At 38.5% G+C, this 17,841-nt stretch carries 19 protein-coding genes; 14 read left to right on the top strand and 5 right to left on the bottom strand.

Annotation, left to right across the window (positions count from 1 at the left end):
- The first annotated feature begins 143 nt into the window (after positions 1–143).
- The 8 genes from BV902_RS19390 (at position 144) to BV902_RS27425 (ending at position 6,240) form a co-directional block, all read left to right on the top strand.
- A complete protein-coding gene (locus BV902_RS19390; protein WP_075993356.1) occupies positions 144–1,412 on the top strand; it encodes a dihydroorotase in 1,269 nt (422 codons plus the stop codon).
- Positions 1,413–1,417: 5 nt separating this feature from the next.
- Positions 1,418–2,092 (top strand): hypothetical protein, encoded by a 675-nt coding sequence (locus BV902_RS19385; protein ID WP_075993355.1) that lies wholly within the window; start codon positions 1,418–1,420, stop codon positions 2,090–2,092.
- 4 nt (positions 2,093–2,096) lie between these two features.
- Complete coding sequence (locus tag BV902_RS19380) at positions 2,097–2,699, top strand: DUF4199 domain-containing protein (protein ID WP_075993354.1); 603 nt, start codon at positions 2,097–2,099, stop codon at positions 2,697–2,699.
- Between the two features lie 98 nt (positions 2,700–2,797).
- Positions 2,798–3,748 (top strand): glycosyltransferase family 2 protein, encoded by a 951-nt coding sequence (locus BV902_RS19375; RefSeq protein WP_075993353.1) that lies wholly within the window; start codon positions 2,798–2,800, stop codon positions 3,746–3,748.
- A 6-nt stretch (positions 3,749–3,754) separates the two neighbouring features.
- On the top strand, positions 3,755–4,882 hold the full coding sequence (locus BV902_RS19370) for a glycosyltransferase (RefSeq protein WP_075993352.1): 1,128 nt from the start codon (positions 3,755–3,757) through the stop codon (positions 4,880–4,882).
- A gap of 395 nt (positions 4,883–5,277) precedes the next feature.
- Positions 5,278–5,637 carry an MBL fold metallo-hydrolase gene (locus BV902_RS28605; protein ID WP_335682245.1) on the top strand — a complete coding sequence of 120 codons (360 nt, stop codon included), beginning with the start codon at positions 5,278–5,280 and terminating at the stop codon, positions 5,635–5,637.
- Entirely contained in the window at positions 5,625–6,005 is a 381-nt protein-coding gene (locus BV902_RS28600) for an MBL fold metallo-hydrolase (protein WP_335682244.1), read from the top strand. Before BV902_RS28605 ends, BV902_RS28600 begins: the two co-directional genes overlap by 13 nt.
- 79 nt (positions 6,006–6,084) lie before the next feature.
- Entirely contained in the window at positions 6,085–6,240 is a 156-nt protein-coding gene (locus BV902_RS27425) for a lmo0937 family membrane protein (RefSeq protein ID WP_104382583.1), read from the top strand.
- 4 nt (positions 6,241–6,244) lie between these two features.
- On the opposite strand, the gene BV902_RS19355 is transcribed toward BV902_RS27425, so the two are convergent.
- Both BV902_RS19355 and queA read right to left on the bottom strand, forming a co-directional pair.
- Positions 6,245–6,928, bottom strand: a complete 684-nt coding sequence (locus BV902_RS19355) for a 2-C-methyl-D-erythritol 4-phosphate cytidylyltransferase (RefSeq protein ID WP_075993350.1) — start codon at positions 6,926–6,928, stop codon at positions 6,245–6,247.
- A gap of 86 nt (positions 6,929–7,014) precedes the next feature.
- Positions 7,015–8,064 carry a tRNA preQ1(34) S-adenosylmethionine ribosyltransferase-isomerase QueA gene (gene queA / locus BV902_RS19350; protein WP_075993349.1) on the bottom strand — a complete coding sequence of 350 codons (1,050 nt, stop codon included), beginning with the start codon at positions 8,062–8,064 and terminating at the stop codon, positions 7,015–7,017.
- Between the two features lie 184 nt (positions 8,065–8,248).
- Between queA and BV902_RS19345 the strand changes: the two genes are divergently transcribed.
- From BV902_RS19345 to BV902_RS19335, 3 genes are read left to right on the top strand one after another with little or no spacing between them, the layout of a single operon-like run.
- Positions 8,249–9,493 (top strand): ABC transporter permease, encoded by a 1,245-nt coding sequence (locus tag BV902_RS19345; RefSeq protein ID WP_172840710.1) that lies wholly within the window; start codon positions 8,249–8,251, stop codon positions 9,491–9,493.
- An 8-nt stretch (positions 9,494–9,501) separates the two neighbouring features.
- The gene (locus BV902_RS19340) at positions 9,502–10,143 is read left to right on the top strand and encodes a DUF2306 domain-containing protein (RefSeq protein WP_075993347.1); all 642 of its coding nucleotides are present in this window, start codon (positions 9,502–9,504) and stop codon (positions 10,141–10,143) included.
- The gene (locus BV902_RS19335) at positions 10,140–11,054 is read left to right on the top strand and encodes a YARHG domain-containing protein (RefSeq protein WP_075993346.1); all 915 of its coding nucleotides are present in this window, start codon (positions 10,140–10,142) and stop codon (positions 11,052–11,054) included. The genes BV902_RS19340 and BV902_RS19335 overlap by 4 nt, the downstream gene beginning before the upstream one ends.
- A 96-nt stretch (positions 11,055–11,150) precedes the next feature.
- Here BV902_RS19335 and hisD read toward each other — a convergent pair whose 3' ends face one another.
- Both hisD and hisG read right to left on the bottom strand, forming a co-directional pair.
- Positions 11,151–12,437, bottom strand: coding sequence for a histidinol dehydrogenase (gene hisD, locus BV902_RS19330; protein WP_075993345.1), 1,287 nt, complete (start codon positions 12,435–12,437; stop codon positions 11,151–11,153).
- Positions 12,438–12,458: 21 nt separating this feature from the next.
- Positions 12,459–13,310 carry an ATP phosphoribosyltransferase gene (hisG, locus tag BV902_RS19325; RefSeq protein WP_075993344.1) on the bottom strand — a complete coding sequence of 284 codons (852 nt, stop codon included), beginning with the start codon at positions 13,308–13,310 and terminating at the stop codon, positions 12,459–12,461.
- 581 nt (positions 13,311–13,891) lie between these two features.
- Between hisG and BV902_RS19320 the strand changes: the two genes are divergently transcribed.
- The 3 genes from BV902_RS19320 (at position 13,892) to BV902_RS19310 (ending at position 16,958) form a co-directional block, all read left to right on the top strand.
- On the top strand, positions 13,892–14,482 hold the full coding sequence (locus tag BV902_RS19320; protein WP_075993343.1) for a phosphatase PAP2 family protein: 591 nt from the start codon (positions 13,892–13,894) through the stop codon (positions 14,480–14,482).
- Positions 14,483–14,498: 16 nt separating this feature from the next.
- Positions 14,499–15,575, top strand: coding sequence for a Gfo/Idh/MocA family oxidoreductase (locus BV902_RS19315; RefSeq protein ID WP_075993342.1), 1,077 nt, complete (start codon positions 14,499–14,501; stop codon positions 15,573–15,575).
- Positions 15,576–15,710: 135 nt separating this feature from the next.
- Complete coding sequence (locus BV902_RS19310; RefSeq protein ID WP_075993341.1) at positions 15,711–16,958, top strand: hypothetical protein; 1,248 nt, start codon at positions 15,711–15,713, stop codon at positions 16,956–16,958.
- Between the two features lie 103 nt (positions 16,959–17,061).
- Here BV902_RS19310 and BV902_RS19305 read toward each other — a convergent pair whose 3' ends face one another.
- Positions 17,062–17,685, bottom strand: coding sequence for a 7-carboxy-7-deazaguanine synthase QueE (locus BV902_RS19305; protein ID WP_075993340.1), 624 nt, complete (start codon positions 17,683–17,685; stop codon positions 17,062–17,064).
- Positions 17,686–17,841: the final 156 nt, after the last annotated feature.

The following is a 17,841-nucleotide window of genomic DNA, read 5'->3' as shown; positions in this document are numbered from 1 at the left end:
AAGCAATCACAGGCATCACGCGAAAAAGTTATTTGCAGCTATATAATTTATAGTGATAAAGCCACCGTTTGTCTGTTAACACTGCGCACGCTATATGCTTCGATAAATAAGTTGTATCCTTTTAATTTCAATCACATTCATATATGAAAAGCTTATTGATTACTTCTGTTAAAGTAATTTTACCTGGTAATGAATTTCATCAGCAGCAAGTTGATGTATTTATCGAAAAGGGAAAGATTGCGCAGATTGGGAAATCTGTCAAAGTAGCTGATAAAAACATAGAGACCATCGATGGCGCAGGAAAAATTTTAGCGCCAGGTTTTTTTGACTTACATGCCAATTTTGGAGAACCTGGATTAGAAACCAAGGAAGACATTGTAAGTGGAACCGCAGCAGCAGCAGCGGGAGGATTTACTGGAGTTGCTGTAATGCCAAATACCGAACCGGCGATTCAAAGCCGTTCTGAAGTTGCACTTATTGTCAATACAGCGAAAGGGAATCTTGTTGATGTACATCCAATTGGAGCTATCAGTAAAAAGCGAGAAGGAAAGGAACTAGCCGAGCTATTTGATATGAAGCAAACGGGTGCTGTCGCTTTCAGTGATGGAAATAGGAGTGTACAGCAGGCAGGATTAATGAGCAGAGCGTTGTTATATGCGAAGGGATTCGATGGGTTGATTTTTTCACATGCTGAAGATGAATCTATGGCAGGTGGAAACAAAATGAATGAAGGTGCGATGAGTACTTATTTGGGGATGAAGGGTATTCCCAATCTTGCCGAATCGTTAATGGTTTCTCGTGATCTGTATTTGGCGGAATATACCGGAGCTCCAATTCATTTTGCATCCATTAGCACAGCAGAAGCCGTTGACCTGATAAAAAAAGCTAAAGCAAAAGGTCTTCCAGTGACATGTGATGTTGCTGCACATCAATTGGTCTTTACTGACGAAGATATTGTCGGTTTTGATAGTAATTATAAGGTGAGTCCGCCGTTACGCACAAAGGCAGATCTTAAGGTATTACTCAAAGGAATTAAGGACGGTACTATTGACGCTGTTGTTTCGCAACATACACCGCATGAAATAGAATTTAAGAATGTAGAATTTCATATTGCAAAAAATGGAATTATTGGACTACAGACCGTATTGCCACTCATGGCTCGTGCTGGATTAAACGAAGAACAAATTGTCAATAGTCTTTCAGTTAGACCCCGACAGATTCTAGGACTTGACGTTCCTCTTATTGAAGAAGGGGCAGTAGCCAATCTTGTCGTATTTGACTCAGCGAAGACTTGGAGCTTCGATGAGAAAACCAATAAATCCAAATCAAAAAATTCTCCATTGTTCGGACAGATCTTAAAAGGCGCTGTCGAATTGGTCATCAATAATAGTCAAATCATTAAAAACGATTAAAAACCATGGAAGCAAATGTTAAAGCAGCCGTTGAGGCAGGTATATTAAATTATGGCAAGGTTGATGGAATCTCGACAGCCCCGGAGTTTCTTGAAAAGATCATTGGCGTATTCAATACGGAGGCCAGTTATCTAGAGAAATTAGAACTGTTGGATCAGTCTTTTGATGACTATCCGTTGTTTGACGAACTTCGTGAAGTATATGTCGATCTTTTATTGATGAACTTTTTCTCCAATGACGTATTAAAATTGGAAGATGATTATTTGGATTCTGAAGAATGGGAAGCGATCGAAGATGAAACAATAGATCGTGGAACAGAATTGTTGAATATTTTTCTTTATTTAGGGGAATGTAAGGATGATGAGATTGAACCTGAATTGGATGATTTCCTAAAAGAATTTTTACTGGTTGACGAAGATGAATTCCAAGACGAGCATGAAATTTATGAAGATATCATTGCTAATCAGATTGTAGTAGATAGCCCGTATGCCGAAATTGCAAAAGTAGGAAAGGGAATAAATCCGAGAAGCGAAGTTTATGAACTTTTCTATCCTATTATGAGTTTCTTTAGCGAGTTGAAACCATCTGAAAAACAATTTGAAGAGTATGCTGACGCTTCTTCCAATAAGGCTTTTGATATCGCCCTTTACCAAATAATTAGTACTTACTATAACAAATAATTTTATGGCAGAATCATTCAACCAAAGTAATGTAGGATTTGATGCGGTAATCGACAAAAAGAAAAGTATTATCTATGGTGTTATTTTAGGAATAATTTCTTTTATTCTAGGATTAGTTGTTTTGTTTGTTGTCAAAGACTTAAATTCCTTTTGGGGGGTAATGTCGATGTCATTTATTGTTAATACGGGGATTTTTGTTGTTATCTCTGCGCTGTTCGCCTTCTCTCTTAGGAAAGCAAATGGTGGATACTGGAACTTTTCTATAGCATTGAAATCGATCTTTATGATGCTTGCTATTTCTACGATTATTTCCACTATTGGTACGCAACTCTATGTTAATTTCATTAATCCAACTTTACAAGAAAAGGTGGTGACGCATACAATTAATGTTACCATTGAGTATATGGAGAAAAACAACGTGCCAGATGAAGTTATAGATTCAAAAATCGCAGAACTTGAAAAGCAAGTTGATGCTATAGGAAAGATAACCTTAGGGCAGGTGTTCAAAGGATTGGCAATCACATTGATGTTTCAATTTGTTTTTGCATTACTATTATCAGCCTTGACAAAACGAGAAAAATTGGTGATTAAGCAAGAGACCAATTAGTGTTTAATAAAATAAAATTGACCCTATAAGGTATTACTGAAAAAGTAATACCTTTGTTGGTATTATAATACTACATTTTTAGCATGATTAACATTCACATGGATATTTCTGTTGTTGTTCCTTTATTTAATGAAGAAGAATCCTTACCCGAATTGACAGCTTGGATCGACCGTGTTATGGCGGCCAATCATTTTTCCTATGAAATTATTTTAGTTGATGATGGGAGTAAAGATAATTCTTGGAAAGTTATTGAAGAGTTGAAGTTAAAGAACACGAATATTTCTGCGATAAAGTTCCGACGCAACTATGGAAAATCTGCGGCTTTAAATGTAGGCTTTGCTGCTGCACAGGGCGATGTTGTTATTACAATGGATGCTGATCTACAGGATAGTCCAGATGAGATTCCTGAACTGTATGATCGGATCGTGAACAAGGGAGCGGATTTAGTATCGGGTTGGAAGCAAAAGCGCTATGATCCATTGACCAAAACAATCCCAACCAAATTGTTTAATGGGGTAACAAGATCTATGTCTGGAATTCATAACCTGCATGATTTTAACTGTGGTCTTAAAGCTTATAAAAAAGATGTTGTTAAAAACATTGAGGTTTATGGCGAGATGCATCGTTATATACCCGTTATTGCGAAATGGGCTGGATTTACCAATATACAGGAACAGGTTGTACAGCATTACCCACGTAAATACGGTACAACTAAATTTGGGCCGGGCCGTTTTGTGAAAGGCTTCTTGGATTTATTATCCATATTTTTTGTCGGCAAATTTGCGAAAAGACCGATGCACTTTTTTGGTGTTATGGGGGTGATTAGTTTTCTTGCAGGTTTATTTATCTCCATTTATCTGATTTGCCACAAACTCATGAGTATAGCTAGCGGTACACCATTTAGAGATATAACAGATCAACCATTATTTTTCTTTGCGCTGACAGCGATTATTTTGGGAACACAATTATTTCTGACAGGTTTCTTGGCAGAATTAGTCTCTAGAAGCAGCTCCGATCGGAATGATTATCAAATTGAGAAAGTCATCTAAATAATTATGCGAATTGTGATTTTAGGATCCGCCTATCCATTGAGGGGAGGGGGGATAGCGTCTTTTAATGAACGATTGGCATTCCATTTTCAGGAGTTAGGTCATGAAGTGGATATCTATTCCTTTAGTCTACAGTATCCCAATTTTCTTTTCCCTGGGAAGTCCCAATATTCAGATGAGCCTGCACCAACCGGTCTTCATATTAAAACAATAGTGAATTCTATTAATCCACTTAATTGGATAAAGGTTGGTAGGGAGCTTAGGAAGGCGAACTACGATTTGCTTATCGTGCGATTTTGGATGCCATTTTTTGGGCCTTGTTTGGGAACAATCCAGCGACAGGTTCGAAAAAATAAACATACTAAAATTGTATGTATCGCTGATAATATAATCCCTCATGAACAGCGCATAGGGGATAAGATGTTGATCCGCTACTTTTTGAAATCTGTTGATGCTTGTCTCACTATGAGTAAAAGTGTGCTGGCAGATCTGAAAATGTTAAGCCCCAAAATGCCAGCGGTATATACGCCGCATCCCCTCTACGATAACTATGGTGCGCATCAAAGTAAAAAGGAAGCACGTCGATTACTTAAGATTGCCGAAGAGGATAAAGTCGTATTGTTTTTTGGTTTTATTCGTCAATACAAGGGCTTAGATATCTTGCTGGAAGCATTAGCTAATTCCAAGGTTCGCGATCTCGGTGTTAAATTATTGCTTGCCGGAGAATTTTATGGTGATCCTGCTCCCTATCTGGAGCTTATAAAAAAGTATAAACTCGAAGAGTTTATTTTTATGCATACCGATTTTATTCCAAATCAGGAGGTGGGACGTTATTTTTCAGCTGCGGATTGCGTTGTATTGCCTTATCGTAGCGCTACGCAGAGTGGAATCACCCAAGTTGCTTATCATTTTGATCTTCCCATGATTGTGAGTAATGTTGGGGGATTGCCGGAATTGGTTCAAGATGGCTACGTTGGTTATGTTGTGGAACCTGATGCCTGTCAAATAGCCGACGGTATTTTTTCATTTTACCATTACAACAAAGAAGAGCAATTTAGAACGAATATTATCGATGAAAAAAGGAAATACAGCTGGGATACTTTTGGCAATGAACTTCTTAAGTTGGCGCGTTGATGAGTAGCAGTGATTTTATTTGTATATAAAATCAAATTTATCTAAGTTTGGAAGACTGAGGTAGAAATTTAAAAGGAAGGAGAGATTTTGTTGCCGTTTACACAAAGCAGTTTAACTAAGTTAGAAGAGTTTTTTAAGGAGCAAGGGTATAAAGTTAGATACGAGAAAGGTTCATTCCGCACAGGCGCTTGTATGTTGCAGACGACAAAAGTTGTAGTAGTCAATAAGTTTTCGAATCTTGAAATAAAAATCCAGTCATTGTGGAACATATTATTGGATATTGAAATTGATTCGGAAGCCATTTCTGAAAAACTTCTTCCGATTTATGAAGAAATATTGAAATCAAAAATTGTAGCTTGAGAATAACATTTTTAGGAACCGGAACATCACAAGGGGTGCCTGTAATAGCATGCCAATGTCAGGTCTGTCAATCTGAAGACAGACGTGATAAGAGGTTACGTTCTTCTATTCTTATTGAATACAATCAACATACATTGGTTGTGGATACTGGCCCAGACTTTAGGTATCAGATGTTGCGCGAGAAAGTTATGCATTTGGATGCGGTGTTAATGACACACTCACATAAAGACCATATTGCTGGTTTAGATGACGTAAGGGCATTTAATTATCAGCAGCATAGCTCAATTTCTATTTACGGTACAGCAGCTCTCCATGAAGCGCTCAGACGAGAATTTTATTATGCGTTTACAGAAGTTAAATATCCCGGAGCTCGAGGTTGGATTTGGAAGAGATAAAGGCCGGTGTACCCTTGTCTTTATTTGGAAAAGAAATTATGCCTATTGAGGTTCTCCATTATAAAATGCCAGTCTTGGGTTTTAGGATCGGAGATTTCGCCTACATTACTGATGCGAAATTTATCAGCGCAGAATCACGGAAATTATTGGAAGGAGTAAAGATTCTTGTGGTAAATGCTTTGCAAAAGGAATCTCATATTTCACATTTAACATTGGATGAGGCGATTGAATTTGCCTATGATATTCATGCCGATAAAACCTATTTTACACATATAGGGCATCGAATGGGACTGCATGAAGCTGTTTCCAGAGAATTGCCCGAAAACATGTTTTTAGCCTACGATAGATTACAGCTTGAAATTAGCTAATCCATTTAAAATAAAACTATAGTTCTTTTTTCGTTGTTATACCTATAAAAAATAGATTTAGGTATTAAATTATAAAGAAATGGGAAATTTACTGTATATCATCGCCGTTATCTTAGTTATCATTTGGGCGATAAGTTTTTTTGGAGGTTATGCGGCTGGCAATAACATTATCCACATCCTTTTGGTCATTGCTATTATTGTGGTTTTATTGCGCGTTATTCGTGGCAATGCTTAATCCATTAAATCAAATTCAGATAGAACTGGGCAATTTGTAAGTCTTGAGGGTAGGTGATTTTTATATTTCTGGAGTCACCTTCAATGATAGCGATACGCTTGCCCATTTTCTCTACCACCGACGCATCATCTGTAAAAAGGGGATCTTCGGCTTGCTGATAGGACTTTAGAAGCAATTCTCCATGAAAAACCTGTGGAGTTTGTACTAACCAGGTATGATTTCTATCAACAGCAGAGTTGGATGTGGTGTCTCCCATCCGAACTGATTCAATGCTCTTTTGTGCTAAGACAATTGCCTGATGATCATACGCCCCCTGGAAGGCTTTTTTAATAAGAGCTTCAGTGATGATAGGCCGAGCTCCGTCGTGCACCGCAATATAGTCTTTTGGACCGATATCAAAATTTTGCTGAATGTAATCTATTCCGTTCCCTACACTTTCGAAGCGGGTTTGTCCGCCAAAAGCGATATGTATAGGGCGATCAAACTGATGCTTCAAACACAGTTCGGTCCAAAAACTTTCCATTGGCTCGCTGATGACCAAAATAACTTCCGAAATGGTTTCTGATTGGCAAAATCGATTAATTGTATGCATAACAATCGGCAGTCCATTTAAGTCAAGAAACTGCTTTGGAAGATCGCTATTCATTCTGTTTCCGGTTCCGGCAGCAACGATAATTACAAAGTTCATGTTGTTATTGAAAGGTTATTATTTAAAAAAACGTGGATAGTTTAAGGCTATCCACGTTTTTTTATTTTATCTTTTAAGCCACATCGTTAAACGATTAACATAGCGTCGCCATAGCTGTAGAATCTATACTTTTCTTTTACAGCAACTTCATAGGCATTCATCACATTTTCGTAGCCTGCAAACGCAGCAATCATTACTAAAAGTGTGGATTCTGGTGTATGGAAGTTTGTAATCATTGAGTTTGCAATACTGAAATCGTAAGGAGGATAGATGAACTTACTCGTCCAGTCAGACGCCGCTTTTAAGTGGTGATCTGCAGAAACAGAAGATTCTATTGCACGCATAGAAGTCGTTCCTACAGCACACACGCGACGTTTGTTGTCGATTGCTCTATTGACAACGCGTGCAGCTTCATCAGTGATGATGAACTGTTCCGAATCCATTTTATGTTTGGTTAAATCTTCGACTTCAACGGTACGGAAAGTTCCAAGACCAACGTGAAGAGTAACCTCTGCAAAATCAACACCTTTTAGTTCCAGACGTTTCATTAACTCTCTTGAGAAGTGAAGTCCAGCTGTAGGAGCAGCAACAGCACCTTCATTTTTTGCGTAGATCGTTTGGTAACGGAATTTATCTTCCGGCGTGGCTTTACGTTTGATGTATTTAGGAAGCGGAGTTTCACCTAAGATTTCAATATTACGGCGGAACTCTTCATCGGTACCATCAAATAAAAATCTAATTGTACGGCCACGAGAAGTTGTATTGTCAACCACTTCGGCAACCAATAAGTCATCATCACCGAAATATAATTTGTTGCCTACACGAATTTTACGCGCAGGATCTACCAACACATCCCAAAGACGAAGCTCATTGTTCAATTCACGCAACAAGAAAACTTCAATCGTAGCTCCAGTTTTTTCTTTATTACCGTAAAGGCGGGCTGGAAAAACTTTAGTATTGTTTAAGATCATGACATCTTTGTCATCGAAATAATCCAATACATCTTTGAAAATTTTGTGTTCAATTTTACCAGTATCTCTATGTAGGACCATCAAGCGTGATTCGTCACGATTTTCAGAAGGTTCAGAAGCAAGTAATGATTCTGGTAAGTTGAATTTAAATTGAGATAACTTCATCTTTAATGATATATATTTTAATGTCTGCCTTTCAGTGCATTACAGTGCACCAAATACTAGGTTGCAAAAAGCATACAAAGTTATAACTTTTTCGGGTATAGAAAGGGCTTATTTCTAATTTATGTATATATTTTTAACGATTTTGACATTAAATCAAAACTATATTGTATTTTAGAATACAATTATGCTATTTTTTAGATTGATATTGGAGAGTTGTCAGTTTGCTTTTTCGGCATTAAAAGACAATCGTACTCGCACCTTACTATCGCTGTTGGGTGTGACCATCGGTATTTTTACGATTATTGGTGTATTTTCTGCGGTAGATACCCTACGGAATAATATAGAGGAATCAGTAAAGAAGATCGGTAGCAAAACACTTTATATTGAGAAATGGCCCTGGGATGGAGGTCCAAATTTCCCTTGGTGGAAATACTTGAATAGACCTGAACCTACATACAATAATTACCTGGATTTGAAGAGTCGGATGACGACAGCCGAGTATATGGCGTATATGATCAATATTGGTAATACGACTATAAAATATAAGAATAATTCGGCCCAAGGCTCATCGGTCAATGCAGCGACCTATGAGAACCTGTACATTCAAAATTTGAATATTGTGGATGGTCGTTACTTTGCTGAAAGCGAGTCGAGGGGTGGAGCTCTTGTAACTGTGTTGGGAGCAAATATTGCGGAAGGGCTTTTTCCTAATGAGGAACCTGTTGGCAAATATATTAATATGTTAGGCCGAAAAATTCAGGTTATCGGTGTATTAAAGAAAGAAGGAAATGGTGTATTGATCAATACCTCCCCCGATGATACCGCCTTTATTCCATTTGAGCTTGCGAGAAATTTGGTCAACTATGATAATTTCTCACCGAGCATAGCGATGGTTATTAAATCGAACTATACGCTTGGCGAGGCGGAGAGCGAAGCGAAGACACTCATGCGTTCGATTCGTCGTATATCGCCACAACGGGAGGAAAACTTTTCCATTAACCAGACAACAATGATTACAGGTGCGCTGGATCAGCTTTTTGGGATAATTAATCTTGCGGGTTTTTCAATCGGTATTTTTTCGATTTTGGTTGGTGGCTTCGGTATTGCCAATATCATGTTTGTCAGTGTCAAAGAGCGTACACATATCATCGGAATCCAGAAAGCGCTGGGGGCTAAAAATTTCTTTATTCTTTCACAATTTTTAGTTGAGTCTATCGTACTATGTTTGTTGGGGGGAGGGATAGGCCTCGTTGTTGTTTATTTTTTGGCGTTTCTAGTGCAAGCTGCAACTGGCGTTGCTATTGTCGTAAGTTTAAAAATGGTTATGCTTACCGTTTCGCTTTCGACGTTTATTGGTCTCATATCAGGTATTGTTCCGGCCCTAATGGCTTCTCGATTGGATCCGGTAGAAGCGATCCGGAGTAAATAGAAAGCGATATGTTTAAAAAAGCTCAATTTTCGATATTGCAAGGATTTTGGCTTTTAATTTTTGCCTATAGCTGTATGCTGATGGCTGAAATCACACTTCGCTATCGTGGGTTCTCACTCGATGCGAATTTCCTGATGATTAAACAAACGGAAATTGAAGAACTTTGGTGGTATCGCTACGTATTTTATGTCCATGTCTGCACAGCTATCTTTGCCTTGCCTGCCGGCTTTACGCAGTTTAATACTTATCTATTGAATAAATATCCGCGAGTCCATCGAAGTATCGGGTATTTGTATGTATTCGCCATTTTGGTTTTTGCCGCTCCTTCAGGTTTGCTTATTGGATCCGTGGCAAATGGCGGGTTAACCTCTATTATTGCATTTGAATTATTGGGGCTTGGATGGTTTTATTTCACCTGGCGGGCAGTTCGTTTGGCGAGTCAGCGAAAATTTGATAAACACCGTGATTTTATGATCCGTAGTTTTGCCTTAACCTGTTCTGCACTTACCCTACGTTTTTGGAAGCTTGCTTTAGTATACCTGTTTCAGCCTAATCCGATGGATCTCTATCAAATTATTGCCTGGTTGGGGTGGGTCCCTAATTTGTTGTTGGCGGAATTTATTATTTATCAAAAAAATCATAAATTATGAGGAAGAACCTTTGTTTAATGTTAATGCTTGGAGCAATCCTTGGTTGTAAGGACGGGAAAAGCAAAAAGAATGAAGCCACCGAAACAAAAGATACTGTTGTGGCCGAAGCTGAGGCACATCAGGAACTTTATGGCAATTGGGTGGGCGAATTTGTTGTGGATGAAAGTACTCTTGAGGAAGGAGAAGGGCTGCCCACAACAGATTATTCTCCGAAGATAAATTTGACCATAAAAAAAATTACGGATAAGGGTAATATCTTCGGACAGAATGTTGTCAAAGGAAATCTGCGCTCTTTTGTGGGGAAATTGGAGGAAAATGGTGCCGATATTCGGTTATTATTGGATGAACCCGGCGACAAAAAGTCCGACGGGCGATTTGAAATTAAGCTTAATCACGATACCTTAATAGGCAATTGGACCGCATATGACCAAGGGGTAAAGATTAAAAAGCGAAGCTTTAAATTGTTGAAAAAGCAGTTCGCCTATAATCCAAATCTGATGCTAAAAAATCAGGATGGAGAAGACGGAACTTTGGTCGACTGGATTAACGAAAAAAGAAAGGAGGAAACTGATGTGGATGGAGATTCAACTTATACTTACATTATTCAATACTATCGATCGGCATCCCCTGCGGTCTTTACTGTAAATGCATCTAAACAAAAGTTGACGGAGAAAGACCTTAAAAACCTCAAGAAATTAGATCTGGAGATTATTCGGAATACGATTTTTGCCCGACATGGCTATGCGTTTACCAAACCTAGCATTCGCCAGTTTTTTGAACCTGTAGATTGGTATGTGCCTATTTCAAAAGATGTGTCTGCAGACTTAAGCCCCTTAGAAAAAGATAATATAGCTTTGCTGACTAGATTTGAAAAATATGCAACGGATAATTATGACACCTTCGGAAGGTAATGCAGTCAACATTAGTCATGAATATTCGAAAGATCAGTATCACACAAAAGGCTTTACATCGTAAGCTTTTGTGTGATATCAAGAGTTTATGTTTTATTATTTCTTCCGAATAGAGATCGCATTTTTATGCGCTTGCAGGCCTTCGAGTTCAGCGAGTATTTCAACTACCGACCCGATTTGTTGAAGTCCAGTTTCGCTTATATGCTGAAAAGTAACTTTTTTCACAAAAGAATCTACTGATACGCCGGAGTAGGAGCGTGCATAGCCTGATGTAGGCAGCGTGTGATTTGTACCTGAGGCATAATCTCCTGCGCTTTCAGGGGTTAAGTGACCTAAGAAAACCGAACCAGCGTTACTGATATAGCGTGTTAAGGACTCCCATTGGTCCGTCTCCAAAATAAGGTGTTCTGGCGCATAGTCATTTGAAAACTGTATGGCCTCCTGAAGATTCTCGACAGTTATTGCATAGGAATTTTCAATCGCTTTTGCAGCAAGTTCCTTGCGAGGCAAAACCGCTAATTGGGCTACTAATGCTGTGTTGACGGCATCAACTATAGTCGCGGAAGTTGCAACCAGCACAGCTTGACTGTCGGCTCCGTGTTCGGCCTGTGCCAAAAGATCTGCGGCGACAAATGCTGGATTAGCCGACTCGTCAGCGATGACCAGTACTTCGGATGGCCCCGCAGGCATGTCAATGCTAACATTTGCAAGGCCCTGTATGATGGATTTTGCTTTTGTGACAAACTGATTTCCTGGGCCAAATATCTTATCGACTTTTGGTATAGTCTCTGTTCCAAACCCCATAGCAGCAACAGCTTGAGCGCCTCCAACGAGGTATATTCTATTTATCTTAAGTAATTTTAAACAAAAAGCAACAAAGCCATTTATTTTTCCATTGGATTGTGGAGGAGAACAAACGACAATCTCTTTACATCCAGCTATTCTCGCAGGAATACCGAGCATTAAAAGTGTGCTAGGTAAAACTGCTGATCCCCCTGGGATATAAAGGCCAACTTTTTCAATGGGACGAACCTCGCGCCAGCATTTTACGCCGGGCATCGTTTCAACAGTGCGCTCCCTTTTTAATTGTGTACTATGGAATTTATGTATATTTTGAAACGCGATTTCCAATGCTCTTTGTTGATCGCGGTCAATGGTAGATGCCAGTGCGTCGATATCTTCCTCGTCTAAATATAATCTGTCAAGTTCAACTTTATCAAATTTGGCCGCATATTCGCGTAATACGATATCACCTTGGTGGCGTACTTGTTGAATAATTTCCTGGACAACCTCTTGTATTGCATTGTTTGGATCCGTATTCCTAGCGACCAGTTGCTGGATTTCGGTTTTTCCTAACGTTTTGTAATCATATTTTTTTAACATGGTTGTATAAGTGCATCAAGTTTAAAGAATGATTTTTTCAATGGGCATCACAACGATACCTTGGGCACCTTCAGCTTTTAACTTATTGATCTTATCCCAAAAGTCATCTTCAGTGATAACGGTGTGTACGGCTACCCAACCTTCTTCTGCCAGTGGAACAACCGTAGGGCTCTTAACACCATGCAATAAAGAAGTGATGGCTGGCAAATTTTTCTTTTCGACATTCAATACCACATATTTAGTTTCTTTTGCTAAAAGAACAGATTCGATACGTTGTACTAATTCGGTCAAAACTTCATTGCCTTCTAATCCCTTTCTTCCAACCAAAATGGCTTCTGAATTTTTGACATCAGCAAAAGGTTTCAAACCGTTGCTTTTTAGTGTTCCTCCGGTAGATACGATATCGCAGATCGCGTCACTAAGACCCAAGCCCGGTGAAATCTCAACTGAGCCGGATATCAAACGGATGTCTGCATTAATCTTATAATCGTCTAGAAAATTCTTTAGGATATTTGGATAAGAGGTTGCGATTGCTTTGCCGTTAAGGTCTTTAATATCTTGGATGGTGCTATCTTTGGGAATAGCCAGTTTCAATGTACATTTTCCAAAACCAAGCCGTTTGATGTATTCTACTTTGGATTCGGTCTCATCGATGATGTTTTCACCGACGATGCCCAGGTCGGCTATGCCTTGTTCCACATATCCCGGAATATCATCATCTCTCAGAAATAATATTTCCAGTGGGAAATTCCCAACAGTTGTGATTAAAGAACTTTTGTAGTTCTCGAAGTCTAAACCACAATTTTTCAGTAATTGAACAGATTTTTCGTTTAACCTACCCGATTTTTGGATAGCAATTTTAAGATTTTTCAACGCTTTATAAATGTTAGCAGTAAATTATTAATAATAAGAAATCAAACAAGAGGGAAGGTATTCTACGTAAGAACACATTAAATTAACATATCGCCACAATGGCGATGATGCAAATGAAAATGATGTACGTAAGTATAAACCATGTTTGTATTAATAACTGCAAGCAAATGTATAGTAAATTAATGGGAAATGCAAGACTATCATTTTAAAATTCTTATCCCAATGGACTTGTTGTTGAAATGAATTCAATTTTCTTGAAAAAAATGTGAAAACAATGCTGTTGATTGGGGGAATATACCATAATTTAGACAAAAGGTAATGCTGATTTCCTATCCTTATAGTAGGCTGTTTGAATTACTTTAAATAGCAAGTTGTGAAATCTTGTTCAATCGAAACGCTTTTTATAGGCTGACAACTCACATAAATTTTCTTATTTTTAGGAATTGGGGGTGACATACTAAGTTAGTAGCGAATAAGAGTTGCAGTAGTAGGGAGTATAAGTTGTTGTTTAATAAATAGGAGGAATGTGTTTAGTGGTACATGTTTCAAAGAGATTGTAAATTAGATAGATTATTTATTTGATGAAAAGATTAGCTTTTATTTTTATTTGTTGGATTAACTGTCTATATGGTCCTGTTCTAGGACAGGAAAAGCCAGCGTCGACGTTAGATATCCGTATATTGGAGTCCATAGCCGAGACTCGGACAGCGCCGCAAACACAAACATTTAAAGTGCTTTCTGATATCAATAACTATGTTCAGATAGCCGTTCCGGTTGGTTTACTGGTTGCAGGTGCAGTCAACGATGATAAGGCAATGCGTCAGAATGCCTTGTATGTTGCTAGCAGTACGGCTGTAACAGCGCTCGTGAATGTTGGGTTAAAACATATTTTTAAGCGAAGCAGGCCATTTAAAAAATATCCTAATTTCATATCGGTTCGTACGGCCGGTGGGTATTCCTTTCCGTCTGGTCATACGTCATCTGCTTTTGCTACTGCTTCTGCTTTGTCTCGGGCTTACTCAAAGTGGTACGTCGTCGCGCCATCGCTTTTATGGGCGAGTAGCGTGGGGTATTCTAGGATGTATCTGGGCGTACATTTTCCCTCCGATGTGTTAGCAGGTGCTGTATTGGGAACAGGAGCGGCCTTTGCTTTAGATGGATTAAAGAAATAATATAGAAATAGAAAAAATGATGCAACAGGTTATTAAAATATTGGTTGTTGGATGTGGAAATATGGGCGCATCTCATGCGAAGGCATATCACGATTTAGATGGCTTTCAAATTGTGGGTCTAGTAGCTCGTGGGGAGAGCAAAAGTAAACTGAATGAACAATTGGGAGGCAACTATAAATTGTTTGAATCTTATGAGGATGCACTTCAGGAAACGAAACCGGATGCCGTTTGTATAGCGACCTATCCGGATACACACAAAGCGTATGCTATAAAAGCCTTTCAGGCTGGTGCTCATGTTTTTATTGAAAAGCCTTTAGCTGAAGATGTGATTTCCGCGCAGGAGGTCGTCGATGCTGCAGTGAAATATGATAAAAAATTGGTTGTTGGATATATTTTGAGATATCATCCCTCATGGGTCAAATTTATTGAAATAGCTAAAACGATGGGAAAGCCACTTGTTATGCGTATGAATCTGAATCAACAGAGCCATGGATATATGTGGGATGTGCATAAAAATCTAATGGCTAGTTTAAGTCCTATTGTTGACTGTGGAGTTCATTATATTGATGTTATGTGTCAAATGGTGGGTGCGAAACCATTGTATGTATCTGCAATCGGCGCGCGGTTAACCGATGAGATTCCTGCTTGGAACTACAACTACGGGCAATTGCAGTTGCATTTTGAAGATGGGTCCGTAGGATGGTATGAAGCTGGATGGGGACCAATGGTTAGTCAGAACGCTTTTTTTGTAAAGGATGTTTTTGGGCCTAAAGGTGCAGTTTCCATTGTCGCAAAAAAAGCAAGCAATGAAGGTAAATCGGATTCGGTAGCATCCCATACACAAACAGAAAGCCTTCGCGTACATTATGCTGATTTAGATTCGGCAAATGAATTTACGAAGGTTGATGAGTGGGTCAACTTATCGGATGAGCCCGATCATCAGGAATTATGTAACCGGGAGCAGTTATTCTTTCAGCAGGCGATTGTAGATAATTTGGACCTTTCTGATTCGATGGAAGATGCTGTTAATAGTCTACGAATTGCTTTGGCATGTGACGAAGCGGTGAAAACTAGGCAGATGATTAAATTGTAGTATATTTTGCTTAGTGGCCTTTTTTTTGCTTTTTATCGAAATATGAAGCGAAAAAAGTAAATAAATAAAAAAATAGCGTAAAAGATAGGCTTTTTGGTCTGTCTTTTGTTATTTAGCTACATATTTATCATTCTTATGAATAATTTACTCAACGTTGCACTATTATTTGGATTATCAATTTCGACAACCTATGCACAAGATAAGCAATGGCAGATGGAGTTGGTGTTTAAAGGTGAAGTTTCTCCTGAAAAATTTGAAAATGAAGTTCCGGAATTTGCAAAAGAGTTTTATGAGCCATTTTTGAAAGGAAAAATGGCTTATCGGAACGTGGAGATTTTGGCTGATGCCGATTATTCTTCCACTGTAGTGAATCAAAAAGCACATGCTATTTTAAATCGAAAATTAGCAAAAACATATTCGTATTCGGTCGGAGATGATATTGTTACTGCCGAAGCATACAGTCCATCCTATAAGATTGTCAGTACGAAGTTAGGGGAGTCGGAAGGGCCTTATGTGCAGCTGCAAGATATGGGCGAGATCGAATCGATAGCGGGAATTACCTGTAAGAAAGCAAAGTTATTTATAAAAAATCATGCCGATTCCGCGGTAGCAACGGTATGGTATTCGGAAGCAGTGCCCACGTATTATCTGACGGCATTTTCATTTATCAATGATTTACCCGGAGCTGTGCTCAAATTGTCTTTGGGTGAAAACAATGACCTTGGTTTTGAAACAACGAAAGTGACCAATGTATCGTCTGTAACAGATTTTACACTTCCTAAAAATGCAAAGGTGATTGATATCTCAGGGGGAGGGTATACGAGTGAAGGGGAAGATGTGAGTTTGTTTGAAGATACTTTTCCATTGGAAAAATCACTTAAATGGACGATGGTCAAGGATAAAGATACCAATGATGAATATTATGGTATAAAAAACATGGCTGGAGAAGAGGTGTTGCCTTGCTCTCTTTTCTCTTTAGCCTATTTTAATGAGCAGACTGCAATTGTTTCAGATAAAGATAATTATTTCTGGTTGTTGGATAAGAAAGGGGGGAAGGTGAATAAAGAAGGGTTTGACTGGCTTACGCCTGCAAATCAAAAACTGGCCATTTTTCAGAAAGATGGTAATTTTGGATTGATCACACAGGAAGGGAAAGTTCTGCTTGACAAAAAGGAAAATATCAGTAAATTTCTAGACAATTATTTGATGTTCTCTGAAAATGGAAAAGTTGGATTGTTGGATGAAAATGGGAAGATTTTATTAAAGGCGAACTTATTATTTTTAGATGCTGATAATGCTGGAAATGTTCTGGTCCGGGAGAAGGAAGGTGAAGAAACGAAAACGTTAGACCTGGAAACTTTTTTAAAGACCTATGTGAAGTGATTTTAAATTATATGCATTAATATAGATTTATTATTTATAAAAAAGGCCTTAGATACTATCGAAGGCCTTTTTTATGTGTCAATTTAATCGTGCATTTGCACGATTAAGGAATGTTCAAGAACTTATGTGTTTGTAGTGAAATATCCCATTTAGGGTTTTCTTTTACGTAGTCAATAATAGAAGGTGTCATCTCTTTCGATTTCGACCATTCAGGTTGAAGGTATAATCTACAGTTTTGTCCTACAAGTTGTGCGTATTCTTCTCCCCAGGCGAAATCGCTTTTATTGAAAACGATAACTTTAAGTTCACCAGCAGCTTCTAACACATCTTTGCGTGGAGCTTTGAATTTTTTTGGAGATAAACAAATCCAGTCCCATTCGCCACTCAAAGGATATGCACCTGAGGTTTCAATAAACGTTTTAATACCCGCCTCATGAAGTCCTTTTGTTAGGTAATCCAAATTATAAATAAGTGGTTCGCCACCCGTAATGACAACTGTTTTTGCAGGATATTTCTTTGCATTTTCGATAATCGAATCTGCGGTTGTAAGGGGGTGGATAGATGCATCCCAACTTTCCTTTACATCGCACCAGTGGCAGCCCACATCGCAACCACCCAATCGTATGAAATAAGCAGCAGTCCCGGTGTGGTAGCCTTCTCCCTGAATAGTGTAAAATTCTTCCATTAAGGGCAATAGTGTTCCGTCTTCTGGTACTTGATTTGACATAGTTAAAATTTCAGTCTGCAAAGGTAGCAAATATTAATGAGATGCTCAATTTGTCCTGTGGCTTTTAAGTAGCTGTCCTGTCATTTTTTTTATATATAGTTGCTGGTAATAATCTGTTTTATCCCTTTGTTTTTAGGTTGATGTTTAAGCAAAGCA

It is taken from the genome of Sphingobacterium sp. B29, from assembly GCF_001952815.1.
Classification (GTDB): Bacteria; Bacteroidota; Bacteroidia; order Sphingobacteriales; family Sphingobacteriaceae; genus Sphingobacterium; species Sphingobacterium siyangense.
This window is presented reverse-complemented; position numbering and strand designations above follow the sequence as displayed.